This is a genomic window from Nocardia ninae NBRC 108245 (assembly GCF_007990755.1).
Classification (GTDB): Bacteria; Actinomycetota; Actinomycetes; order Mycobacteriales; family Mycobacteriaceae; genus Nocardia; species Nocardia ninae.
Genome location: NZ_BJXA01000078.1, coordinates 16970 through 41655 on the forward strand (window position 1 = coordinate 16970; position 24686 = coordinate 41655).

21 protein-coding genes are annotated in these 24686 nt (G+C 65.2%); 8 read left to right on the forward strand and 13 right to left on the reverse strand.

The features are described from left to right. Positions 1 to 45: 45 nt before the first annotated feature. Together NN4_RS36410 and NN4_RS36415 are read left to right on the forward strand one after the other, a co-directional pair. Positions 46 to 1527, forward strand: a complete 1482-nt coding sequence (locus tag NN4_RS36410; protein ID WP_147140701.1) for a DHA2 family efflux MFS transporter permease subunit — start codon at positions 46 to 48, stop codon at positions 1525 to 1527. A 122-nt stretch (positions 1528 to 1649) separates the two neighbouring features. Then, positions 1650 to 1955, forward strand: coding sequence for a hypothetical protein (locus NN4_RS36415; RefSeq protein WP_147140703.1), 306 nt, complete (start codon positions 1650 to 1652; stop codon positions 1953 to 1955). A gap of 32 nt (positions 1956 to 1987) precedes the next feature. Here the strand turns inward: NN4_RS36415 and NN4_RS36420 are convergent, their stop codons facing one another. The 7 genes from NN4_RS36420 to NN4_RS36450 form a co-directional block, all read right to left on the reverse strand. Beyond that, positions 1988 to 2614 (reverse strand): Uma2 family endonuclease, encoded by a 627-nt coding sequence (locus NN4_RS36420; protein ID WP_147140705.1) that lies wholly within the window; start codon positions 2612 to 2614, stop codon positions 1988 to 1990. 68 nt (positions 2615 to 2682) lie between these two features. Further along, the gene (locus NN4_RS36425) at positions 2683 to 4257 is read right to left on the reverse strand and encodes a molybdopterin-dependent oxidoreductase (protein ID WP_147140707.1); all 1575 of its coding nucleotides are present in this window, start codon (positions 4255 to 4257) and stop codon (positions 2683 to 2685) included. A 128-nt stretch (positions 4258 to 4385) separates the two neighbouring features. Beyond that, positions 4386 to 5042, reverse strand: coding sequence for a transcriptional regulator (locus NN4_RS36430; RefSeq protein ID WP_147140709.1), 657 nt, complete (start codon positions 5040 to 5042; stop codon positions 4386 to 4388). 243 nt (positions 5043 to 5285) lie between these two features. Further along, on the reverse strand, positions 5286 to 7079 hold the full coding sequence (locus NN4_RS36435) for an AMP-dependent synthetase/ligase (RefSeq protein WP_147140711.1): 1794 nt from the start codon (positions 7077 to 7079) through the stop codon (positions 5286 to 5288). 119 nt (positions 7080 to 7198) lie between these two features. Further along, positions 7199 to 8113 carry an alpha/beta hydrolase gene (locus NN4_RS36440; protein WP_147140713.1) on the reverse strand — a complete coding sequence of 305 codons (915 nt, stop codon included), beginning with the start codon at positions 8111 to 8113 and terminating at the stop codon, positions 7199 to 7201. A gap of 14 nt (positions 8114 to 8127) precedes the next feature. Then, positions 8128 to 8958, reverse strand: a complete 831-nt coding sequence (locus tag NN4_RS36445; RefSeq protein ID WP_147140715.1) for an SDR family NAD(P)-dependent oxidoreductase — start codon at positions 8956 to 8958, stop codon at positions 8128 to 8130. Beyond that, the gene (locus NN4_RS36450; RefSeq protein WP_147140717.1) at positions 8955 to 10490 is read right to left on the reverse strand and encodes a flavin-containing monooxygenase; all 1536 of its coding nucleotides are present in this window, start codon (positions 10488 to 10490) and stop codon (positions 8955 to 8957) included. The genes NN4_RS36445 and NN4_RS36450 overlap by 4 nt, the downstream gene beginning before the upstream one ends. 68 nt (positions 10491 to 10558) lie before the next feature. On the opposite strand from NN4_RS36450, the gene NN4_RS36455 reads away from it, so the two are divergent. The 5 genes from NN4_RS36455 to NN4_RS36475 all read left to right on the forward strand — a co-directional run bounded on the left by NN4_RS36455 (position 10559) and on the right by NN4_RS36475 (position 17172). Further along, positions 10559 to 11191, forward strand: coding sequence for a TetR/AcrR family transcriptional regulator (locus NN4_RS36455; protein ID WP_147140719.1), 633 nt, complete (start codon positions 10559 to 10561; stop codon positions 11189 to 11191). Positions 11192 to 11352: 161 nt separating this feature from the next. Further along, on the forward strand, positions 11353 to 11970 hold the full coding sequence (locus tag NN4_RS36460) for a LysE family translocator (RefSeq protein ID WP_147140720.1): 618 nt from the start codon (positions 11353 to 11355) through the stop codon (positions 11968 to 11970). Between the two features lie 56 nt (positions 11971 to 12026). Continuing rightward, complete coding sequence (locus NN4_RS36465) at positions 12027 to 15473, forward strand: aminotransferase class I/II-fold pyridoxal phosphate-dependent enzyme (protein WP_147140722.1); 3447 nt, start codon at positions 12027 to 12029, stop codon at positions 15471 to 15473. Between the two features lie 10 nt (positions 15474 to 15483). Then, on the forward strand, positions 15484 to 16245 hold the full coding sequence (locus NN4_RS36470) for an SDR family NAD(P)-dependent oxidoreductase (protein WP_147140725.1): 762 nt from the start codon (positions 15484 to 15486) through the stop codon (positions 16243 to 16245). A gap of 213 nt (positions 16246 to 16458) precedes the next feature. Next, a complete protein-coding gene (locus NN4_RS36475) occupies positions 16459 to 17172 on the forward strand; it encodes a GAP family protein (protein WP_147140727.1) in 714 nt (237 codons plus the stop codon). Positions 17173 to 17300: 128 nt separating this feature from the next. On the opposite strand, the gene NN4_RS36480 is transcribed toward NN4_RS36475, so the two are convergent. The 3 genes from NN4_RS36480 to NN4_RS36490 form a co-directional block, all read right to left on the reverse strand. Continuing rightward, the gene (locus NN4_RS36480) at positions 17301 to 17813 is read right to left on the reverse strand and encodes a hypothetical protein (protein WP_147140729.1); all 513 of its coding nucleotides are present in this window, start codon (positions 17811 to 17813) and stop codon (positions 17301 to 17303) included. A gap of 167 nt (positions 17814 to 17980) precedes the next feature. Beyond that, positions 17981 to 18655: a pentapeptide repeat-containing protein gene (locus NN4_RS36485; RefSeq protein WP_147140731.1), complete on the reverse strand. Its 675-nt coding sequence runs from the start codon at positions 18653 to 18655 to the stop codon at positions 17981 to 17983. Next, a complete protein-coding gene (locus NN4_RS36490) occupies positions 18652 to 19149 on the reverse strand; it encodes a hypothetical protein (protein ID WP_147140733.1) in 498 nt (165 codons plus the stop codon). The genes NN4_RS36485 and NN4_RS36490 overlap by 4 nt, the downstream gene beginning before the upstream one ends. 150 nt (positions 19150 to 19299) lie before the next feature. On the opposite strand from NN4_RS36490, the gene NN4_RS45420 reads away from it, so the two are divergent. Continuing rightward, the gene (locus tag NN4_RS45420; protein ID WP_186818802.1) at positions 19300 to 19467 is read left to right on the forward strand and encodes a hypothetical protein; all 168 of its coding nucleotides are present in this window, start codon (positions 19300 to 19302) and stop codon (positions 19465 to 19467) included. A 265-nt stretch (positions 19468 to 19732) separates the two neighbouring features. On the opposite strand, the gene NN4_RS36495 is transcribed toward NN4_RS45420, so the two are convergent. From NN4_RS36495 to NN4_RS36505, 3 genes are all read right to left on the reverse strand, one after another. Then, positions 19733 to 20029, reverse strand: a complete 297-nt coding sequence (locus NN4_RS36495; RefSeq protein WP_147140735.1) for a WXG100 family type VII secretion target — start codon at positions 20027 to 20029, stop codon at positions 19733 to 19735. A gap of 145 nt (positions 20030 to 20174) precedes the next feature. Further along, positions 20175 to 20852 (reverse strand): DUF8020 domain-containing protein, encoded by a 678-nt coding sequence (locus tag NN4_RS36500; protein ID WP_147140737.1) that lies wholly within the window; start codon positions 20850 to 20852, stop codon positions 20175 to 20177. 408 nt (positions 20853 to 21260) lie between these two features. Beyond that, the coding region (locus tag NN4_RS36505; protein WP_147140738.1) for a multifunctional oxoglutarate decarboxylase/oxoglutarate dehydrogenase thiamine pyrophosphate-binding subunit/dihydrolipoyllysine-residue succinyltransferase subunit at positions 21261 to 24686 on the reverse strand (3426 nt) is incomplete at its 5' end.

Below are 24686 nucleotides of genomic sequence, written 5' to 3' on the forward strand. Positions count from 1 at the left end.
GTTCGCCCGTCATCGGGAACCTCCGAGATAGGAACTGCCGAATCCATGACCACTCAACGCAATCCGTGGCTGGCGCTCACCGCGCTGGTTGTCGGCTTCTTCATGATCCTGCTCGACATGACGATCGTCGCGGTCGCCAACCCGGCGATCATGGAGGATCTGCACGCCGACATCTCGCAGGTGATCTGGGTGACCAGCGCCTACCTGCTCACCTACGCGGTGCCGCTGCTGGTCACCGGCAGGCTCGGTGATCGCTTCGGCCCCAAGAACATCTACCTGATCGGCCTGACCGTGTTCACCGCGGCGTCGCTGTGGTGCGGACTGTCCGGCACCATCGGCATGCTGATCGCCGCGCGGGCCGCCCAGGGCATCGGTGCCGCGCTGATGACGCCGCAGACCATGGCGGTGATCACCCGCACCTTCCCGCCGGACAAGCGCGGCGCGGCCATGGGACTGTGGGGCGGCGTGGCCGGGCTCGCGACGCTGGTCGGGCCGATCCTCGGCGGCGTGCTGGTCGACGGCCTCGGCTGGAAGTGGATCTTCTTCGTCAACGTGCCGATCGGCATCGTCGCCTTCGCGCTGGCCGCCTGGCTGGTGCCCGCGCTGCCGACCAACCGGCACAAGTTCGACATCCCCGGCGTGCTGCTCAGCGCTGTCGGCATGTTCCTGCTGGTGTTCGGCATCCAGGAGGGCAACAGCAACGATTGGTCGCTGCGGATCTGGCTGGTGATCGGCGCGGGCGTACTGGTGCTCGCCGCGTTCGCGGTGAACCAGGCGCGCAATACCGGCGAGCCGCTGCTGCCACTGAAGTTGTTCAAGGAACGCAACTTCGCGCTGTCCAACACCGCCATCGCCGCGATGGGCGCCACCGTCACCGCGTTCAGCGTGCCGTCCTACTTCTATCTGCAGGCGGTGCGCGAGATGTCGCCGACCGAGTCGGCCCTGGTGTTCGCGCCGATGGCGATCGTCACCCTCGTGTTCGCGCCGTTCGTAGGCCGGTTCGCCAACCGGCTGCACCCGCGGATCCTGCCGACCGTCGGATTCGCGCTGTTCGCCGTGTCGGTGTTCTGGTTCTCGGCATTGATGACGCCGGACGCTCCCATCATCTGGTTCCTGGTGTCCGCCGCGCTGGCCGGTTTCGCGAACTCGTGCATCTGGGGTCCGCTCGCGACCACCGCCACGCACAACCTGCCGGTGCAGCAGGCCGGCGCCGGCGCGGGCGTCTACAACACCACCCGTCAGGTGGGGTCGGTGCTCGGTAGCGCGGCGATCAGCGCCTTGATCGCCGCTCGGATGTCGGCCAACGGACTGGGTGGCGGCAAAGTAGCCGAAGGTGGTGCGGGCCAAGGCCCCATCCCCGAATTCGTCAAGGATTCGTTCAGTACCGCACTGGGCCAATCAATGCTGTTGCCCGCGGGCATCCTGCTGATCGGTGTTATCGCCTCGGCCCTGTTCATTCGGCATGGCAAACCTCCGGTGGCCGACGCGAAGGATGCGCCTGCCAAAGCGGAGTCGCTGACCGGCTGACAATTCGGTGCCACTGCGCCCCACGGACATTCGTTTCGTGGGCGCAGTGCCGTACGCGGACCGTAAGCTGTCCGCACGTCGTTGCCGAACGCGGCGTTGGAGCCGGTGGGGGTTGTTCAGGTATGGCAGAGAACTATCGCGTCGTTTTCCCGGAGGGGTATCACGGCCGACGGGAGGCGGAGACCGCGGACAAGGGGTGGCTCGATGTCGAAGTCGCGTTTGCCGACGGCTCGGTATTCCCGGTCTCCTTCTATGACCCGGCTCGATTGCGGCAAACCATCGAAGACGAGATCGCCGGTGGCAGTCTCTATTTCACCGAACCGAATCTGGTAATTCTCAGAAAGGTCACCACGGAGAACATCGAGCTAGCTGTCAAAGACATGGTAGACACGGGCTTCTTCGACAGCATCGCGCCCGACGAACGGTAGAACGCGTTGTCCTGACCTGTGGCTACAGCTGCTCAAAGAGTCAGATCGGTGAGTCGATCCCAGCTGATCTTGAGGCGAATAGGCCCGTCGATGGCATGCTCCGGACTCGTCGGCTCCAGCACTTGGTGCGGTCGGTACTGGCAGAGCGCGATGTCGAGCACATAGATCTCGATGCGCGCGACTCGGTTGTCAGCAACCCACACGATCCAGTACCAGGGGATGCCCGCGAGGGCGTACTCAGCCTTCTTTTCCCCTATATCGATCTTTTCGGTTCCTGGCGATACGACCTCGACCGCGAGTTTCACCAGCGATGCGGGTAGTGGGCGCAGGTCATCCGGAGCACACTCGAACAGGGCCGCATCCGGACGCCGGATGGTTGTCCTCGGCAGCTCCCAGAGCACCACGTCGAAATCCGTATTCACGTCGAGACAGCCATCCTGGTACTGGCTCATGTGTTCTCGTGCAGCGGATTCGAGCAATTCGACGATCCGACGAGCCGCCGTCTGATGCGACCGTGTCGGTGCCTCGGCCCTGACCGCTTCTCCGTTGACTACTTCGACCAGACGACAGAAATCCTCAGGCAGTTGCCGCCAGATCTCGACGGTGATCGGCTCCGGCTGCAAGTTGTCGGATTTCGCCCAGTCGAAGATGGCGGACACGTGCGCTCCTCAGAAGTAGGTACAGTTCAGCAAAACCACGCGTTTACCTGTACAGATCCTAGCGTGGTTCAGTTGACCTGGAGGGTGACGGAGGGGTAGCCGGTGGCGCCGTCGGGGACCACGTCGCGGCGTTCGGCGGTTTGGACCTCGCCGGTGCCGTCGGTGGTGCGGGCGCGCAGAGTGTGCGGGCCCGGGGTGGCGTCCCAGTCGTAAGTCCATTGGCGCCAGGTATCGATGGAATGTTCTTCGGCCAACTGGGCTGGTTGCCAGGGGCCGTTGTCGATCTGTACTTCTACGGTGCGGACGCCGCGATGCTGCGCCCAGGCGACGCCGGCGACGACGGTGCGGCCCTGCTTGATTCGGCCGCGGGGACGAGGGGTGTCGATGCGGGTGCCGGTTTTGACCGGACCCAGGGCAGACCACCCACGACGAGTCCAATAGGCGGTGGCGCGATCGAAACGGGTGACCTCCAGCTCGGTCACCCACTTCGTCGCGGAGACATAGCCGAAGAGCCCGGGGACCACCAGCCGCGCGGGATAGCCGTGCACCACGGGGAGTGGTTCGCCGTTCATGCCGACGGCGAGGAGCGCGTCGCGGCCGTCGGTGAGCACCGACAGCGGAGTACCCGCGGTCCAGCCGTCGGTGCTGTGCGACAGCACCATGTCCGCGTCCGGGTGCGGTCCCGCTTCGGCGAGCAGTTCGTCGAGCCGATAGCCGAGCCAGCGGGCATTGCCGATCAGGTCGCCGCCGACCGGATTGGACACGCACGCCAGCGTGACCAGCCGCTCCACGGCCGGTCGATTCGCCAAATCCGCCCAGGTGAGCCGGATTTCCCGGTCCACCATGCCGTGGATGCGCAGCGACCAGTCGTCCTTGGAGACCTGCGGCACGATGAGCGCGGTGTCGATGCGGTAGAAGTCCGAGTTGGCGGTCAGGTAAGGCGTGAGGCCGGGGACCCGCAGGTCGGCGCCCGGCGCGATCGGTACCTCCGGCGCAGTCGGCTGCGGCAACTCGACCGCCGCTCGCTCGCCCGACACATCGCTGCGCCGCACCCCGAATAATCGTCCGCCGACGCCGGTGACCGCGGCCAAGCCGCCCACCACCAGCAGGCCTTGCAGCACCTGCCGTCGCTCGGGAGTCGCGTCGGCGGCTACCTTCTCCGGCGCACCCGTTACGGATTCCGCATCGCCGCTTGGTGTTTCAGCGTCGCTCTGCGGTTCGGTGGCATCGATCCGCCGGGTCAGGACCCGCAACGCGTAGATGCCGACGCCGACACCGACGATGGTCGGCAGCGCACCGGACGCACTGGTCCGCGCGACCGCCGCGAAGACCGCGACCACGCCGAAGACCGCGAGGATCGCCGAACCCGCCGCACGCGAGGTGCGTTCGATCGCACCCGCAATCGCGGCAACGACCACCGCGACCACCGCCATGCAGGCATACAGCACCGCCTTGTCGCTGGTGCCGAAAGTGCTGATGGCCCACTCGCGAATGCCGTCGGGCGTGTGGTCGACCACGGTCGCGCCGAGGGCATTGAGGGGCGCGCTGTCGGCGCCGACGAACGCCGCGAGCAGTTCCGCGACGCCGAGCGCCACAGCTGCCGAGACGATCCCAGCCGCGACCCGCACTCGCAGATTGGCCATGAACTCGAGCGTACTGCCGGGTCGCCTCCGCCAGATGACCAATCAAGGAAGGTGCTGGGCAGGGAAATCGACCAAGATCAAGATGAACTGGCGGCGGCGCCCTTTCGCGCGACGCCTACCTGATCTCGCTATTCCGCGAATTCGTCGGCCAAGGTGTTCCAGAACATGAGTTCGTAGCTCTGGAAGAGCCGGGCGTACAGGTGCGCCTCGTCGGTGTTCAGGCGCGCGGAGTCGATGCCGGCTTGGATGGCGCGCAGCGCTTGCTGCTCGACCTCGGGGGCGTCCGCGGCGAAGTGGTCGAAGAACGCGCAGGCCGCGTCCTCGAAGCCATAGTGCTCGCGCATGCCTGCGGCGACGTCGCGGCAGTAGCGGCCGAAGGTGGCGAGATTCGCGAAGATGCCCGCGGCGACCGCGGCCGGTTCGCCGTTCAGTGCCAGCCAGGCCACGTAGGCGGGGTACGCCTGGCAGCCCGCGCGCGGCAGTTCGGTGCCGGGGTCTCGTCCGGCCGCCACCACCAGCGCGTGCAACATCTCCTGCGCCTGCTGTTCGCCCGGCGCGAGCATGCCGAAGAAGGTGCGGGCATGCGGGTGGTCCGCGCGGGCGGCCAGCGCGTGGAAGCTGCGCCAGTCGCTACTGGTGATCCGCCACTCCTCGGTGGCGATCGCGGCGAACACGCCCCTTGCCGCCTTACCCGTGGTGATCAGCGGTATGAGCCGATTATCCGCGTCCCGCGGCGCCAGTTCCGCCTGGATCATGGCCAGCAATTTCCTTGCGCCATCAGTCATCTCAGCAACCTCCGGTTCGCGATGGGGTTGCTCCATTGAAACCCGAACAGCAGGTGATGCGACGCAAAAGGCCGAAAAGTCTTCTCGCACCAGGAAACTCGGCCAGGTACTGGATCGTGACCCGAGTGGCGGCCTTGATCCGGTGAATACCTGGCCAGCTCACCGGATCGCCGCCTTCCGCAAATAGCCGAAAGGCGCCGCGCACGAGGAAACCTCGCGGGCGACGCCTCCCGGCGTTTCAGCTCAGCTGTAGATCTTCGCTACATCGTCGGCGTGCTGCTTCATGACGACCGCGCGCTTGAGCGACAGCTTCGGGGTGAGCTCGCCACCCTCCTGCGTCCAATCGACCGGCAGGATGCTGACCTTCTTGATTCCCTCGGCATGCGAGACCTTCTTGTTGGTCTCGGCGACCGCCGCGTCGATCTCGGCCACCAGCTCCGGGTTCTCGATCAGCTTCTCGATCGGGGTATCCGCAGGCACGTTGTGGTTCTTCTGCCAGCCCGGCAGCGCCTCCGGGTCCAGCGTGATCAGCGCGGCGATGAACGGCTGGCCGTCGCCGACCACCATCACCTGACTGATCAGCGGGTGCGCCCGCAGCGAGTCCTCGAGCAGCGCGGGGGACACGTTCTTGCCGCCCGCGGTGACGATGAGTTCCTTCTTGCGGCCGGTGATGGTGATGAACCCGTCCGCGTCGATGGCGCCGAGGTCGCCGGTCTTGAACCAGCCGTCCTGGAAGGCCTCCTCGGTGGCCGCCGGGTTGCCCCAGTAGCCGTCGAACACCACCGAGCCGCGCAGCAGCAGCTCGCCGTCCTCGGCGATCTTGGCGGCGTGGCCCTGGATCGGCTTGCCGACCGAACCCACCCGGATGTTCTCGGGGGTGTTCACGGTGATCGCCGCGGTGGTCTCGGTGAGCCCGTAGCCCTCGTAAATGGTGACGCCGACGCCGCGGAAGAAGTGGCCCAGGCGCGCGCCCAGCGGGCCGCCGCCGGAGACCGCGGCGTCGCACTGGCCGCCGAGTGCGGTGCGCAGCTTGCTGTAGACCAGCTTGTCGAACAGCGCGTGCTTGAGCTTGAGCACCAGCCCGGGGCCGCCGTTGTCGATCGCCTCGCTCCACGCGATGGCGGTGTCCGCGGCGGCGTCGAAGATCTTGCCCTTGCCGCCGTCGTGCGCCTTCTGCTTCGCGCTGTTGAACACCTTCTCGAACACGCGCGGCACCGACAGGATGAAGTGCGGCTTGTACGTGCCGAACTGGTCGACCAGGGTGGACCAGTCGGAGGTGTGCGCGACGGTCACCTTGGCGTCGAACGCGACCAGCGCGACCGCGCGGGCGAAGACGTGCGCCAGCGGCAGGAACATCAGCGTCTTCTTGCCCGGCCGGATGAAGGTGGCCAGCGCGATCCCGTCGGACCTGGACTCGGCGTACAGGTTGGCGTGGGTGAGCATGACGCCCTTGGGGCGACCGGTGGTGCCGGAGGTGTAGATCAGGGTGGCGGCCGAGGCGGCGTTGACCTGCTTGCGCCGGTCGTGCACGAGCTGGTCGTCCAGCTCGGCGCCGCGGGTGATCAGCTCGTCGACCACACCCTTGTCGATCTGCAGGGTCTCCTTCAGCTCCGTCAGCGCGCCTGCCTCGATCTCATCGATGGTGGCGCGGTGCTTGTCGCTGTCGACGATCAGCAGCTTGGTGGCGGAGTCCTGCAGGATCCACTTGGCCTGCTCGGCGGCCGAGCTGTCGTAGATGGCGACGGTGCAGCCGCCGACGGCCCAGATGGCGAAGTCGAGCACGGCCCACTCGTAGCGGGTGGGTGCCATGATGGCGACCCGGTCGCCGAGTTCGATGCCCGAGGCGATCAATCCCTTGGCGACGCCGGTGACGGTCTTCGCGAACTCCGCGGCCGTCACGTCCCGCCAGCCGCCGTTGCCGGCCGGCACATTGAACAGCACCGCGTCGGGCGACTGCTCGGCATGCCGGAAGACGTTGTCGGAATTGTTCGCGTCTTCCGGAATGGTGTAGGAAGCCGGGACTTCGAACTCTCGCATCAGTGCCCTTCCACGTGGGTTTACTCGCCAGTAATCTACGACACCTGTGTCAGGGCCGTGAGGTCGACCACCAGAAACGGATCCGTGCGTAACACCCGAGCTACGGACCCGCTTCGTAGTTATCCTAAGTCCCGGACATCCGCCGGTTGAATCGCTTCCCGCAGGAACGCGGCCAGTTCGCTGAGCGCCGCGGCGGCCGGAGCGACCAGTGCGGCCTGCAGTTGCGCGACGTGCCACAGGCCGGTGCTCTCGGTGAACCGCACCGTTACCCCGGCTGCGCGCAGCGCGGCGACCAGGTCCCCGCATTGCCCGTGCAGCAACTCGTCGACGTCGACCTGGACGTAGGTCGGCGGCAACCCGACTAATACGCCGGTGAGCGGCGCGTAACCAGGATCACTCGAATCTCCGCCACCGAGATAGGCGGCGGCGCAGGCCCGCGACCACAGCCGGTTGATCACCAGGTCGCCGTCGCGTTCCGGGATCTGGTTGGGGTCGGTCCACGGCGCGATCAGGCCGAGCGCGGCCGGGGTGTGCCCGTGCCGGGCGATCAGCCGCTGCGCGGTGGCCAGCGACAACCCGCCGCCCGCCGAGTCACCGGCGAGGGCGATCTGGTCCGGGCGGTAGTCCGCGCTGTCCACCAGCTCCAGGAACGCCGCCTCGGCGTCGTCGAGCGCGGCGGGGAACGGATGCTCCGGCGCCAGTCGGTAGTCGGGAACGTAGACGGCAGCACCGGTTCGGTGGGCGAGCCGGGCGGCCAGCGAACGATGGGTGGCCGGCGAGCCGACCGCGTAACCGCCGCCGTGCAGATAGAGCACCGCGCCAGTGGGCGTCGGGGTGGCCGTGAGGCGTTCGGCGGGCCTGCCGCCGAGTCGAATCCGTTGAACGGTGGTGCCCGCTGGCACCAATTGCGCTACCGAGCCCAGTTCGAGCAAGCGGCGCTGCAGCCACCACGGTGCCCGCTGGTTCAGCGTGGCACGGAAGATGGGACGCAGCACCGCTCGCGCGACGGGCAGCGGAAGATTGAGATCCCGCATGGGTCAAACTCGAATCAGGGTAGGAACGGGCGATTCACGACGGCGGCGATGCGCTGGTAACCGGAGGCGGTGACCCGGACGAACACGTCGAGCAGCTTGGCCTCCCAGCCGATCAGCACTCGCCCGTGGCCCTTGCGCACGCCTTCGGTGATGGTCTGTGCGGCCATCTCCGGTGTGTGCATGGCCAGCTTCGCGTCGAACATCGAGGCGGCCTTCTTGCCGTCGATGCCCTCGGCCCAGGTGGCGTTGCGCGCGACGGCGGTCTTGATGCCGCCGGGGTGCACACAGGTCACCTTGACCGGGTGCTTGCCGACCAGCATCTCCTGGCGCAGCGACTCGGTGAACCCGCGCACCGCGAATTTGGCTGCGTTGTAAGCACTTTGGCCGGGCACCGCGATCAGCCCGAACAGGCTGGACACGTTGACCACGTGTCCGTCGCCGGACTCCATCAGGAACGGCAGGAACGCCTTGGTGCCGTTGACGACGCCCCAGAAGTCGACGTCCATGATGCGCTCGATGTCCTTGAACTCGGACTTGATCACCTCACCGTGGTAGGCGATGCCCGCGTTGTTGTAGACCTGATGCACCTTGCCGAAGTGGGCGTGCACCGCGTCGGCGTAGAGCAGCACGGCCTCGCGCTCGGCCACGTTGATCCGATCGGATTTCACCTCGGCGCCGAGTTGTTCGCAGCGGCGCACGGTCTCGGCCAGCCCGTCGGTGTCGATATCGGACAGCGCGAGTTTGGCACCGCGCTTGGCCAGGTTTTCGGCGAGTGCGCGACCGATACCGGAGCCTGCTCCGGTGATCACACAAACCTTGTCGACGAAGTAAGCGTCTTTGCTCACTGGGCAGCTCCCACTTTCACATCGGCTCGGGACGTTTTGGTCGTTTCATAAGCGGACAAGTCGAAATTCTTGGTGAGCCTACGGAATTCGAAGGTGAAGTCCGGCCACAGCGTGGTGTTGTTGCCGTGCTTGTCCAGGTACCAGCTGGCGCAGCCACCATTGATCCAGACGCTCTTGCTGAGTTTGCGCTGCAGGTCCACGTTGTATTCGTCCTGCACGTCGCGGCGCACCTCGACGGTTTTCAAACCGAGTCGATCGACGGTGGCCAGCGCGTCGGCCACATAGTTGAGCTGCGACTCGATCATGTACACCATCGAGGTGTGGCCGAGGCCGACATTCGGGCCGAGCAGGAAGAACATATTGGGGAAGTTGGCGATGGTCGCGCCCTTGTAGGCCTGCTGACCGATCTCGTCGAACACCTCGCTGAGCGTGCGTCCGTCGCGTCCGGAGATGGTCTCGTAGGTCGGCGAATCGGTGACGTGGAAGCCGGTCGCCACGATGAGCGCGTCGATCTCGCGCTCGGTGCCGTCCTCGGTGACGATCGAGTTCGCCCGCACCTCGGTGATGCCGTCGGTGACCACGTCCACGTTGTCGCGGCTGATCGCGGGGTAGTAGTTGTTCGAGATCAGCATGCGTTTGCAGCCGATCCGGAAGTTCGGCGTCACCTTGGCGCGCAGCTCCGGATCGCGGACCTCGTACCGCAGCTTGGCCTTGGCGAGCAGCTCGAACGCCTGCATCAGCGCGGGGAACTTGGCCAGGCCGACGACCTGGGTCTCGCGTGCGGCGTAGATGGCGGCGCGAGACAGGCGCTGGAAGCCGGGCACGTACTTGAAGGCGAGGTGTTCGGCCTTGGTGTACGGTCGGTCGATGCGGGGGAGCAGCCAGGGCGCGGTGCGCTGGTAGACGTCGAGGTGGGCGACCTTGTCCGCGATGGCGGGCACGATCTGGATGGACGAGGCGCCGGTGCCGATGATCGCGACACGCTTGCCGGTCAGGTCGGCGTCGTGGTTCCACCGGGCGGAGTGGAAGATCTCGCCCTCGAAGTCGTTGATGCCCTTGATATCCGGCAGCGCGGGCTCGCACAGCGCGCCGATGGCGGAGACGAGGGTGTCGGCGACGAAGCTGCCCTTGGACGACTCGACTTCCCACTCGGCGGTGTCGTTGTTCCACCGTGCGCTGGTGACGTCGCAGTTGAACACGTGCTTGTCGAGGACCCGGTACTTCTCGGCGACGCCCTTGATGTACTGCTGGATCTCGCCTTGCCGGGAGAACGAGCGTGACCAGTCCGGGTTGAGTGCGAACGAGTAGGAGTACAGGTGCGAGGGCACGTCGCAGGCCGCGCCAGGGTAGGTGTTGTCGCGCCAGGTGCCGCCGACATCGTTACCGCGTTCGAGCACCAGGTAGTCGTTTCGACCCTGCTGGCTCAGGCGGATGGCTAGGCCTAGGCCCGAGAATCCGCCACCGATGATGATCGTCTTGACACGGCGGACGGGCCGGTCGCCGACAGCTTTGTCTGTAACCTTGCGACTCATATAACCGAGCGTAGAGGCTTATTGAGCAGCAGTCAACAGTATTGAATCACGTTCAGTAAGATGTCGGTGTGAGTAGCAGTCGTTCCGGTTCAGGAGAGACCAAGCGCGTCCGGCTCAGCCCGGACGAGCGCCGACTACAACTGATCACCCTCGGTGCCGAGATGCTCGCCGAGCGGGCGCTGGAGGATATCTCCGTCGAGGACATCGCCAAGCAGGCGGGCATCTCCCGCGGCCTGCTGTTCCACTACTTCGCCTCGGTGCACGAATTCCACGAGGCGATCGCCCGGCAGGTCAGCGCCGAGTTCCTGATCGCGACCGCGCCGGACCGCAGCCTCGGACTGTTCGACATGCTCCGCGACTCGGTCGAGCGCTACGTCGACTACGTCGAGCAGAACCGGGCCGCCTACCACGCGATCCTGCGCGGTCCGTCGAGCTACAACCCCGGCATGGTCACCTACGTGAACGAATCCCGCAGCGCGATTGCCGAACTCGTACTCACCGAGATTCCGATTCCGCCGGACGATCCCGATCGACCGCGGCTGTCGCTGGCTATTCGCGGGTGGATCGCCTTCGTGGAGGAAACAATTCTCACCTGGATGAGCGAAAAGCCCATTCCACGGGCGCAACTCATCGAATTGCTGGTGGAATCGCTACCGGCGCTTGCGTTGAGCCCGGAACTTACCGCCGCATTGCGCGGTTGAACAACCCCCCGACCGGGGGCAAGTTGTTGTCATGCTGCACCCAGAATTCCTGTCATGACGTCCGTCGGGTGACGAGATAGCGTTTATCCCAATGCCTTCCGAGCGCATTGCGGCGAGGTCCGCCGCCGGGTACAGGGAGTTCAGGGGGAGGGGACCCAACGATGTCCTCCATCACGCAATACGCCGCATTCGCCGGGGTGATGTTGGTGGTGTCGGCGTCACCGGGGCCAGACCTCGCGGTGATCATGAGCCGGGCGTTGAGCGGCTGGGCGGCCGGAGCGGCGGCGACGCTCGGGGTGGCGGCCGGGATGTTTCTGTGGGTACTCGCGGCGGTGACCGGGGTCTCGGCCCTGCTCGCGACGTCGTCGGAGGCGTTCACCGCGGTGCGGCTGCTCGGTGCGGCGTATCTGATCTTTCTCGGAGCGCATGCGCTGGTACAGGCGCGGCGCACGGCCGGTGATGCGATGCTCGGACCTGTTGCCGCGCAGGGGTTCCGACGTGATCTGGGCCGCGGATTCGGTAGCAGCATCCTCAATCCCAAGACGGCGGTTTTCTTCGTCGCGTTGATTCCGCAGTTCATTCCGGACGGGGCGACGGTCACCGATGCGGTGGCGCTGCCGCTGGTCGCGGTGGTGGTGGTGACGGCATGGTTCCTCTTTGTCACGAGTGTTGTCACCTGGCTGCACGCGCGGTTCGCGCAGGCGCGGACGCGTCGGCGGATCGATACGGGGGTGGGCGTTGCGTTGGTGACCGTCGGAGTGGGAGTGGCCCTGCAGTAGGTAGCGCGGCGAAGGTTCGGCGCGACGATATAACGAGTGGGACAAAGCAATTGAGCATGAGCGGCAATGACACCATCGGTATCGACAACAATTCGCTGCATGGCGCCTATCGGTCCGGTGCTTTCGTGGCTCGCGTGGACTGGGAGCCCCAGGTAATCGCGGTGGCGCTGCATGCGCTGCTCGATCGGGTATTCGGCGCGCGGGCCAATATTGTGATCGCGACTTCGGCGCGGCTGCGGGTGGTCGATGTATCCGGCGTCGATGTCGAGCGGCACACGCTGGCGGATCTGGGTGCGTTGATCAAGGCTTCGCCGGTAGTGCGTGAGGTCGATATCGCGGCGGGACATCTCGTTTCCGATGTCGAATCGGCGCGGCACCTCGAGTTGATCGAGCGGTTCCGGCCGCTGACCGCGATGCACATCGGTAGCGGCGAAATCAGTGTTGCCCTACCGAAAGACGGTGATGTCGAGGTGCGCGATGTCGTCGAGGTGATGTCCGGCGCGTGGGCGCAGGGAGTTTTGGCTCGGGCGGAAGTGGTTCTGCAAGAAGCGTTTACCGGGCCGAGTTTCGAGACGCGGTTTCGTGCCGACGAGCCGGACCTGTTCGTCACCCGCTTCGTCCAAATGGCGCGCGACTACCCGTCGCGGATTGCCATCGAAACGGCCACCAAGGCGATCTCCTACGCCGAACTGGATCGCACTGCCGACGGTATCGCCGCGGACCTCGAGCAGCGCAGCGTGCGGGCCGGCGAGACGCTGCTGCTCGTGCCCAACCGGGATGAGACGCTCGTCGCGACCTTTGTGGCGGCGCTCAAGGCCGGGATCACCGTATCGATCGCTGATCCCGAGGCTCCGACCAGCTATATCGAGGAGTGTGCGCGGGTCGCGGGCGCCGATCATGTGGCCGATCTTGCCGGTGTGGGCATCGCAGGGGCGTTCACCGCGCTCGGTCTCGAATCCGCCGTCGAGCCCGAGCGATACGAGGCGGAACGGTTTCGGCGCGACGATTGCGCGATCATCACCTTCACCTCGGGGACCTCCGGGACGCCGAAGGCGGTGCGTGGACGGTACGGCTCGCTCACCTACTTCTTCGATTGGATGGACAGTCGATTCGGCTCGCTGCGCGGTGCCAGGTTCGGTATGTGTTCGAGCATCGGCCACGACCCGTTGCAGCGGGACATCATGACCCCGCTCTACCTCGGCGGCACCATCGTGGTGCCCGAGCATCGTAATTCGACTGTCACCGAGGCCTTTCCGCGCTGGCTGGCTGAGCATCGGGTGCAGGTCGTGTGCGTCAATCCGGCGGCGATCCGGTTGCTCGCGGGTGCCGAAGATTCATTATCAGATCTGGATGTCGTCTTTCTCGTCGGCGCGGCACTGACCCGTGCGCAGGTGAAGACGGTGGCCCGGGTCGCGCCGGGCGCGCGGATCGTAAATCTGTACGGCTCTACGGAAACGCAGAGAGCTGTGGGCTATTTCGAGGTCGACACCAGTGCTGCCGGGTTGGCTGGGGTGCCCGAGGTCATCCCGGTCGGTCGGGGGATGAAGGACGTCGATGTTCTCGTTGTCACGCCGGGGCGGCGAGTCTGCCTGCCGATGCAGACCGGGCAGATCGTGGTGCGCAGTTCGCAAGTCGCGCTGGGCTATGCGGGGGATGCTGAGCTGACCGCTTCCAAGTTCTGTACCGGAATACCGGAGGGCAGCATGATTCCCGCTTATCTGACCGGCGACCTCGGTTATCGTTCGCCTCGCCACGGGGTGATGTTCGGCGGTCGCGCGGATCATCAGGTCAAGATCAATGGCTACCGCATCGAGCTCGACCACATCTCGGAGAAGTGCCGCACCATGCCTGCGGTGAAGGACGCGGCCACCATCGGGTTCGAGCTAGACGGTGCCACAGCGCTGGCGGTGTTTCTCGTTCCCGTGGACGATTCGATCCGGTTCGAGCCCATGGCCTTTCGGGCCTCGCTGGCGGCGCGGGTGCCGAAATACATGCTGCCGCAGCGGGTGCTGACGGTGACCGGTATGCCGATGACCCGCAACGGTAAGGTCGATGTCGCGGCCTTGCGTGCGATGTTGTCCGAGCCGAGGCCGAGTGGGGATGCCGCGGCCACGGGTACCGAGGCGCAAATCCGTGACTATCTGCGCTACACAACGGGACTCGATGAGCCCGACATGAATGTGCCGTTCGACGCCCTCGGCATCGACTCGCTCCGGTTCGCCGCGCTGCTCAGCAGGGTTGCCGGGCCCGGAGCGTCGCGGGCCGGTATGACCAACGCGCTCACCGCTGCCGAGCTGGTGGAAGCCCTCTTCGATACCGGAGCTCGCAAGGCTGCCGCCCCGGCGTCCAGTGCGCCGACGCCGGCGCAGCTCGATGTGCGCGCGCTGCTCGGGCCCGCCGCTGAGGTCAGCGAAACCACGATCCATTTTCGCGGTCGGCGCTTCGATCATCTGTGTTCCAACAGCTATCTCGGCCTGAACTCACACCCGGAGATTCGTGCGGCAATGGTCGAGTTCGCCCGGAGTTCCTCGACTTTCGGCTCACACGGGTCCGGTGCGATCAATGGTTACACCCTGGTGCATCAACGATTGACCGATGCGCTGCGGTCCCTGCTGCAGTGCGAGGCCGTCACCCTGTACAGCTCCGGCTATTTGGCGAACGTCTCCGCCATTCCCGCCATCGCCGGGCCCGACGACGCGTTGTTCATCGATGAGCGATGCCATCGCTCACTGCTGGACGGCTGCCTGCTCAGCGGCGCCGCCCTGCACATCTATCGGCACAACGACCCCGACGACCTGCGCGGACAACTGCAGCGCTTCCCTACCCGCGGACGGCGAGTCATCGTGAGTGAGGCGATCTTCGGCGTCGGCGGGGACATCGCGGACCTGCCCGCGCTCGTCGACTGCGCCCGTGCCGCGGACGCGGTGCTGTTCGTCGACGAGGCATCCTCGGTGGGCCAGCTCGGTCCGGGTGGGCGCGGCATCGAAGCGCACTACGGGATGCCCGGAAGCATCGATGTCCGGGTCGGTTCGCTCGCCAAGGCGTTCGTCGGTGGGGGTGGGTTCGTCACCAGCTCAGGCGAGTACGCCGAGCAGCTGCACCGGCATCGCGGCGCCACGTTCTCCACCGTGATCTCGCCGATGGCGGCTGCGCTGGCCGCCGAGTCCGTCGAATTGCTGCTGCGCGAGGGAGACACGTTGATGGCACGGCTCGCGACAAACCGAACGACATGGACGACCGCGCTGCACTCGGCGGGATTCGATACCGGTGTCTCCGCGACCGCGATTGTGCCGCTGCTGTTTCCGGATGCCGGGGATACCGCCCGCTGGTTCCATGCGGCGCTGGATGCCGACGTCTTCTTGTTGCCGCTGTCCGGCGCGTGGAGTTCGCGGCCCGGTGGTGCGTTGCGATCGACGGTAACCGCGGCACACGATCCGGAAGTGCTCATCGATGTGGCGGATCGTCTGCGGCGAGCGGGTTCTCGCCTGGCTGCGACGGAATAGGTTGGGCACCATGGGAAATCGTTCGGTACAAGTAGTGGTAGGTGGGACCAGAGGGATCGGCGCCGCGACCGTCGAACTACTCGCCGCCGACCCACGCAACCACGTCGTCTTCTGCGGGCGGGACCGCACCGCCGGACGCGACCTGTGCGAAAAGCTCGGCGACAACGCAGAATTCATCGCCGCCGACGTCACCCGCCCCGCCGACGTCGATTCCTTCTTCGACACCGTCGAGAAGTACGCCAGCGACTTCGCCGGTGCCTTCAACGCCGCGGGCGTCATCGGCACCGACACCATCCTGCGCGGTGCCCGCTTCCACGACTCCACCGAAGCCCAGTTCGACACCGTCTTCGACGTCAACGTCAAAGGTCTCTGGCGCTGCCTCCGCCGCGAACTACGCATAATGTCCGCCAACACCACCGGCGCCATCGTCAACTGCTCCTCGGTAGCCGGCCTACGCGCCGCCGACAGCCTCTCCGTCTCCTACACCGCCAGCAAACACGCCGTAGTAGGCCTGACTCGCGCCTTGGCCGCCGAATACGCCCGAGACAACATCCGCATCAACGCCGTCTGCCCCGGCGTCATCGACACCGACATGCTCGGCGGCCTCCACGACCAACTCCTCGCCCACCTGCGCACCAAAAACCCCGCCGCCCGCATCGGCACCCCCGAGGAAGTAGCCGGGGTAGTGGAATTTCTACTGTCCGAGCGAGCGTCTTACATCAGCGGAGCCGCAATCCCCATCGATGCCGGCGGGTTGTACGGGGCCCTCTGATGCTCAGCCGCGGCAGGCTCCGGGTCGGAGGTAACCGCGCCCGCAGCCCCGCCGCCGCTGAACTGACCTCGCAGCAACTTCGCTCCTCGCCGACGCCGGCCTCCCGAAGCCGCTACCAAGAAACGCGACCACAGGTCCTCCTTTTGTCGGACGCGGCGGCGCAACCGGACACGACAGCATCAAAACCGTGTTGTCTACCGGAACGGAACACCGATGACCCTCCCGCTCGTCGCAGCGCTGATCGGCCTTGCCCTCGTCGACAGCACCAGCTTCGGCACCCTGCTCATCCCCATCTGGCTGCTCCTGACCCCCGGCCGCCTCCGCCCAGGCCGCATCGCCGTGTACCTCGCCACCGTGGCGATCTTCTACTTCGCCGTCGGCGTACTGCTCGTCCTCGGCGCCGATACCGCACTGACCGCCATCCGCACCGGCTCCCTCGACCTTCCCGAGTTCTCCCTGCGCATCGCCCAACTCATTCTCGGCCTCCTCGTCGTCGCCCTCAGTTACTGGCTCGAAGCCAGAGCCAAACGCCAAGCAGGCCAACCCGGCAAAATCCACCGCTGGCGCACAAAAGCCATGTCCGGCACCGGCAGCCCCCGCAGCTTGATGAACCTCGCCCTAGCAGCGGCCGCCCTAGAGGTAGCCACCATGCTCCCCTACCTCGCAGCGATAGCCCTGATCGCCAACGCCGACCTCTCCTGGCCGCTGACCGCTCTAACCCTCGCCGCTTACTGCATCCTGATGACAGTCCCCGCCCTAGCCCTATCCGCCGCCCGCCTAATAGCCCACCACCGAATAGACCCCCTCCTCCAACGAATCAACAACTGGCTCACCAAAAACAGCGCCACAGCCATTGGCTGGACCGTAGGCGGCATAGGAATCTGGCTAACCCTCAACGCCGCCGCCAACCTCATCTCCAACGGCTGACACCGGCCTATATTCGCAACTTGACGCACAAAACATTCGCTTGACGCAAGCTGCAACCTTCGTCACGAGCTAGTTCCATACGTCAAGTCGTTCAACGCGAGATCGTGCCACGTTCCGGAGTGGTGGCGTCAGTCGTTGATATCGTCTGAATCGTAATTTATCGCGAGGTTGTTGGGCTTCTGTGGCCACGGCGGCGCCGTAATACGCCTTCCAGTCCAACGATCGACCTGTACGACAGGATATTCCGTCTGATCCAGCATGCCAGATCGGTCCGATATCAATGTCTCACCGGAGAAAACTGCGAAGGTAAGGTCCGGCTGTCGATAGGACACAAACATGATCCATCCATTTCGGAAGCCCAGTCGAACGTGGCCGGATTTGAAAAGGACCGCCGAAACTATCGGCGCAGAAATATCGCGCTCTACCACAGCCGTCGGCCAGTGGGTGATCACGTGTCGATCGGGATGGTCTAGAGCCAATGACTGCGGCGATAACTCAGCCCCGTAGCCTGCAATAATCCGCAATGGAGAATCCAGCAACAGCTCAAAGCTATCCGAGCCCCACTCGATATCGACAACGCAGCTGCCCCGCAAGGGTCGCAACAACCATCTGTCATCGTATTCGGTAATCTCCCGGATCATACGTTCCTACTTCGCGCGAACAAGAATAGCCCGGTAATGGCCTTGCGAACACTCAAGTATCGTTGTCGGCTGGCAAGAAGGCGATGGTTGTCGCCGGATCTCGCCATTCGAAGAATTCGCTCCGCTGGCTGGCTGGGGTGTAATTGACACGATGGTTCGTTCGCTGGTCAGCCCTGCCGGGAAGCGTGGATTTCGACGTCCGGTGCGGCATGAGCTGCGAACCATGCTTTCAATTCCGCGCCGGCAAGGATGGATGCGGACTCGCCGCCGACATCGACCGGACCCAGGATCATTCCTCTGGCACCTTCCACGTTGCTTCCGCCGAGTCGGCAATTCGAGAGATCGGTCCAGCCGAATTGGCAACGGCGCAAATCTGTATCACGCAGGTCGGAGCCAGCGAAGCTGGTTTCGTAGAGATTTGCCTCGTGGAGATCGGCCTGTCGGAAATCGGCGTCTTCGAATACTGCGCCTTGTATCTGTGCTGCGCGGAGGATCGCGTGCGCAGCTTTGCAGCCTCGGCCTTCGATCTTCCGGAGATCGGAGCGTGTCAGGTCGGCGTGGCTGATGTTCGCGGACATCATCCACGCCTGATACAGGTCCACTTCCACCATGCGAACGTTGCTCAGATCAGCTTCGTTGAGCGCGGCCTCTTGGAGCTGCAGACCAGAAAGATCGGCACCGGCGAAGTTCAACCCGTCGGCCGCCAGCAAAGAACCATCCTTCAACGATTCCGGCGAATCCGCTGAAAGTCTGTCCAGATACCGCTGGAGAGTCTCGCGCGCCCTCGCGTCGTCCGGCCACCCGACCACGCTCTCGCTCGACCGCCCATACACTCTGGTCATCGACCCCAAACTACCTTTCCTTGCCAATTCGGATTGTTTGCCACCAACTGCTCGAGATGGGCTCGACGGGCAGGTGACATGCCGTCAGGATCGAGAAGTACCTTTTCGCCGGTAGCGATATCCTTGTCGACCATTCTAGTGAATGCCTCGTCTGTCTGCGGGTTAGGGATCGGTTTGCCTGCTTCCGGCCGGTAACTCGGATGGGAATCTGGCGAGCTTTTCACGTCCCACCGTTCGTTCTTGGAATCTATGAACTCGCCCTGATCTTCCCCGTTCGGGCCGGTTTGCGCCCTGGTTATCGGCCCGGGGATCGCACCGTCATGCTCGGCCTGCAGTCCGACCTCGGCTTCTCTCCTGGACTGCGGGCTGGATGCGCCGTTCTTGGCGGGGTCTTTCGCCAGTTCGTCCACGCGCCTTTGGTATTCGCTACTTCCCGGTGTGTTGCCTGAATTCGCCGGGCCAGTGGCGCCGTCATCATCGATCAGCACGCGCATGGCGATGATGGTGGCTAGGGAGGTGAGGGTGGTGCCTAGGTCGGGGACCTTGTCGAAGGATTTGATTACACCGACGGCTCCGGCGGCGGCGGTGGCCAGGCCTACTGCTTTGAGGAGGTTGCTGCCTGGTAGACGGTGCGGATCGTGTTGATGGTGTTGGTGACTATGACGCCGACGCCGTCGGCTCCTGCTGCGGCGCTGCCGCCGAAGGTGAAGAAGGCGGCGGCTGCGGCGGCGACTACGGTGAGGCCGATGGCCCATTCGGCCTGGGTGATCGAGGATTCGATGTTTCCGCGGACTTGGACGGTGCCTGCGTGATAGTCGGCGACCGGCGCGGCGAGGTTTTGGGTTGCGGCTGCGACCTGGGTTGCGCCGTTGCGCAGAGTTTCGAGATGGCCGAGTAGTGGGGGCAGGTTATTTTCGTCTTCGATGTTGTCGAACAGTCCGATGATCGTGGTGATTCGGGCTGCGGCGCCGGTGACGGTTTCGTGGTTGGCGAAGGTCGTCCAGGTGGCGGAGGCCTTCTCCAGCTTCTTTATATCGCCGTTGGGTAACTTTCCGAACTTCTCCAGGATTTGCGCGATCAGTCGCGGGCCTGGTATGTGTCGGCGGTGACGCCGAGTTTCTCCGCCATGCCGGTCAAGGCCGACATGATCGCAACGCCCCCGTCTCGCACGTCGGTCCAGCCGTTGGCGAACTCGGTGGCCGAGTCGCCGGTCCAGCTTCCGTTGGTCAACGCGTCCACGTCTTTTGCAGCGGAATCCAACGCGGATCGCAGAGCCTCGGCCAGCTCGTAGACGTATTTTCCGACGTCGCGTACCTGCTCGGGAACGACCGAAATCTGCTGACCGGATGTTGTCGGCGTACCCCCGTCGCTCATGGTCGCGAAGTTTACTGACGGCGCTGTGCACTGTCGACCACGGAAAACGCCGAACGCCGGGTCGAATCCGCAGGAAAGCGGAGTCGACCCGGCGTCGTTTCAGTGAATCAGTTGGTCGCCTCGAAGGTTCGGCGACAACTGATCATCAGGGCAGGACCTGCGGGATCACATGCGGGGCAGCCGCACCGAGGATCGCGCCGATCACGGCAGCGAACACGACGTAGCTGATGCCGCTGGCCACCACGCAGGCGAAGTAGCCAATGACGAAGGCGAGCACGGCGGGGATGCACAGGATGGCCGCGATGCCGAGACCGACCAGGGCGCCGGCCGCGAGACCGTTGGCGACCGGGTCGTGATTCTGCGCGTCCGGGTTGGTGGCGATGGGCTTCAGGTCACCGGTGGCGGTGACGTTCTTCAGCTCAGCGGCGGCCTCCGGGGTCACCTGCGGGGTGACGACCAGGGTCTTACCGTCCGCAGATACCTGCGGAGCCAGCGAAACCGTGTTGCCCGCAACCGTCTTCAGTGTCATCGGGAACTCGGTGACCTTCGCACCGGTGGTGGATTCCACGCGCACCGTCGATGAATCCGCGGCCAAGGTGAACTTGCCGCTGTTCAGCTCGGTGGAGATGGACTTCAGGTCCGGTGCCGTCGTGGTCTTGTACTCGACGCCCTGCTCGTTACCCGTCGCAGTCAGGCTCTCGGCCCACCGTGTCTGCTGCGCGGCGTAGTCGGTCGCGGACGCGGTGCCCGCGTTGGCGAGGCTGGCCACTACCGCGAAGGGCAAAACCACGGTGAGGATCTTGCGGACAGTCTTGTGGAACATTTCGGTTTCTCTCCCGCCCCCGATCACCATGGAACGCCTTGTCCCCCAGTCGAATCGAAGCGTTGATGTTGTTCGAACACCGATATTCATATCCGACGCCGCTTCGAAAACTGGAATTATGTGATGAGTGCCACATTTCGTACAGCGAAACCGCTACTTCTCGGGCGCAGTCGACCCGAATTCGTGCGAAATGAGTACTTCGATCTGTAGGAAACTCCGCGTAGCCCACGAAGCGGGGATTCGCTTGCGGGCCAAGCATTTCGGCAGTAGGCGGAAAGTCGACAATTGTCGGCCGGCAGCCAATCTTGAAAACCCATCGAAACGGGCTCGATAAACGCCGAACGCCGAGTCGAATCCGCTTCATACATACGCGGATTCGACCCGGCGTCCGGGGTCAACGGTGAACTGCTAGCTGGTCGGCTCGAAGGCTTCGGCGACGATCTCCGCCTGCTCTACCGCGTGCACCTTGCTGGAACCCGAGGAGGGGGCCGACATGGCACGACGGGAGATGCGGCGCAGTTTGCCGAGGCGGTCGGGGAGGACCTCGGGGAGGTTGAGGCCGAAGAAGGGCCAGGCGCCCTGGTTGGCCGGTTCCTCCTGGACCCACACGATGTCGGTCGCGTTGGTGTAGCGGTCGAGCGACTCGTTCAGGCGGTAGGTGGGCAGCGGGTAGAGCTGCTCGATCCGCACGATCGCGACGTCTTCGCGCTTCTGCTTCGCCTTCTCGGCGGCCAGCTCGTAGTAGAGCTTGCCGCTGGTCATCAGGATCCGCTTCACCTTGCTGCGGTCGCCGATGCCCTGCTCGTAGGCGGGCTCGTCGAACACCGAACGGAACTTGCTCTCGGTGAAGTCCTTCAGATCCGACACGACGGCCTTGTTGCGCAGCATCGACTTCGGGGTGAAGACGATCATCGGGCGGCGGATGCCGTCCAGCGCGTGGCGGCGCAGCAGGTGGAAGTAGTTCGCCGGGGTGGACGGCACGGCGACCGTCATCGAGCCCTCGGCGCACAACTGCAGGAACCGCTCGATCCGACCGGAGGTGTGGTCGGGACCCTGACCCTCGTGGCCGTGCGGCAGCAGCAGCACGACGTCGGAGAGCTGACCCCACTTGGCCTCACCGGAGGAGATGAACTCGTCGATGATGGACTGCGCGCCGTTGACGAAGTCACCGAACTGCGCCTCCCACAACACGAGTGCGTTCGGGTTGCCCAGCGAGTAGCCGTATTCGAAACCGACGGCGGCGTATTCGCTCAGCGCCGAGTCGTGCACCGCGAACCAACCGGGGTTGGTGCTGCCGATGTTGTGCAGCGGGGTGTACTCCTCGGCCGTCTTGCGGTCGATGATCACCGAGTGCCGCTGGGTGAACGTGCCGCGGCGCGAGTCCTGACCGGTCAGGCGCACGGCGCGACCCTCGTCGATCAGCGTGCCGAAGGCCATCAGCTCGGCGAAGGCCCAGTCGACCTTGCCCTCGTAGGCCATCTCGCGGCGCTTCTCCAGCACCGGCTTGACGCGCGGGTGCACGTTGAAGCCGTCGGGCACGTGCAGGAACGCGTCGCCGATGCGTTGCAGCACCGCCTTGTCCACGGCCGTCTGCACGGTGGTCGGGACCTTCTGGTCGTCCTCGACCGACTCGCTCGGCTCCGGCGTGTACTTCTCCAGCTCGCGGACCTCGTTGAACACCCGCTCCAGTTGACCCTGGTAGTCACGCAGCGCGTCCTCGGCCTCTTTCAGCGAGATGTCGCCACGGCCGATCAGGCTCTCGGTGTAGGCCTTACGCACCGAGCGCTTGGTGTCGATGACGTCGTACATCGACGGCTGGGTCATCGACGGGTCATCGCCCTCGTTGTGGCCACGACGCCGGTAGCAGACCATGTCGATGACGACGTCCTTGCGGAACTTCTGCCGGAAGTCGACCGCGAGACGAGCCACCCAGTCGCAGGCCTCCGGGTCGTCACCGTTGACGTGGAAGATCGGCGCGCCGATGAACTTCGCGATGTCGGTGGAGTACTCGGTGGAGCGGCTGTTCTCCGGCGCGGTGGTGAAGCCGATCTGGTTGTTCACCACGATGTGGATGGTGCCGCCGACGCGGTAGCCGCGCAGCCCGGACAGGTTCAGCGTCTCGGCGACCACACCCTGACCCGCGAACGCGGCGTCACCGTGCAGCATGAGCGGCATGACGGAGTAGCCGTCCGGGCCGTCGCCCTTGTCCAGCAGGTCCTGCTTGGCGCGGACCAGACCCTCGAGCACCGGGTCGACCGCCTCGAGGTGCGACGGGTTGGCGGTGAGCGAGACCTCGATCTCGTTGTCGCCGAACATCTGCAGGTAGGTGCCGTGCGCGCCGAGGTGGTACTTCACGTCGCCGGAGCCGTGCGCCCCGGCCGGGTTCATGTTGCCCTCGAACTCGGTGAAGATCTTCGAGTACGGCTTGCCGACGATGTTGGCGAGCACGTTGAGGCGACCGCGGTGCGGCATGCCGATGACGACCTCGTCGAGACCGTGCTCGGCGCACTGGTCGATGGTCGCGTCCATCATCGGGATGACGGCCTCGGCGCCCTCCAGCGAGAAGCGCTTCTGGCCGACGTACTTGGTCTGCAGGAAGGTCTCGAAGGCCTCCGCCGCGTTCAGCCGGTTCAGGATGTACTTCTGCTGCGCGACAGTCGGTTTGACGTGCTTCTGCTCGACCCGCTCCTGGATCCACTGCAGCTGCTCGGTCTCCAGGATGTGGGTGTACTCCACACCGACGTGCCGACAGTAGGCGTCGCGCAGGACCGAGAGGACCTCGCGCAGCTTCATCTGCTCCTGGCCGTGGAAGCCGCCGACGTTGAACGTGCGGTCCAGGTCCCACAGCGTCAGCCCGTGCTGGGTGACGTCGAGGTCGGGGTGGCTGCGGAACTTGTCCTTGACCAGCCGCAGCGGATCGGTGTCCGCCATCAGGTGGCCGCGGTTGCGGTAGGCGGCGATCATCTCGAGCACGCGGGTGCTCTTGTCGACGCCGCGTTCGCGAATGTCCTTGCGCCAGCGCACCGGCTCGTACGGCACGCCGAGGCCGTGGAAGATCTCGTCGTAGAACTCGTCGGAGATCAGCAGCTGGTGGATGGTGCGCAGGAAGTCACCGGACTCCGCACCCTGGATGATGCGGTGGTCGTAGGTGGAGGTGAGCGTCATCAGCTTGCCCACGCCGATGTCGGCGATGCGCTCGTCGCTCATGCCCTGGAACTCGGCCGGGTACTCCATCGCGCCCGCGCCGATGATGGCGCCCTGGCCCGGCATGAGGCGGGGCACCGAGTGCACGGTGCCGATGGTGCCGGGGTTGGTGAGCGAGATGGTGACGCCGCTGAAGTCGTCGGCGGTCAGCTTGCCGTCGCGGGCGCGGCGGACGATGTCCTCGTAGGCGGTGTGGAACTGGCCGAAGGTCATCGACTCGGTGCCCTTGATGGCCGCGACGACCAGCGATCGGCTGCCGTCCTTGCCGGGCAGGTCGATGGCGAGACCGAGGTTGGTGTGCGCCGGGGTGATGGCGTTCGGCTTCCCGTCGATCTCGGCGAAGTGCCGGTTCATGTTCGGGAAGGCCTTGATGCCCTGCACGATCGCGTAGCCCAGCAGGTGGGTGAACGAGATCTTGCCACCGCGGGTGCGGGCCAGGTGGTTGTTGATGACCAGCCGGTTGTCGATCATCAGCTTCGCCGGGATGGCGCGCACGCTGGTCGCGGTCGGAATCGACAGCGACAAGGCCATGTTCTTGGCGACCGCGGCGGCAGCGCCACGCAGCACCTTGGCCTCGTCGGCCGGGGCGTCCGTCTTCGGCGCGCCGGAGGTGGGCGCCGCGTTGGAGGT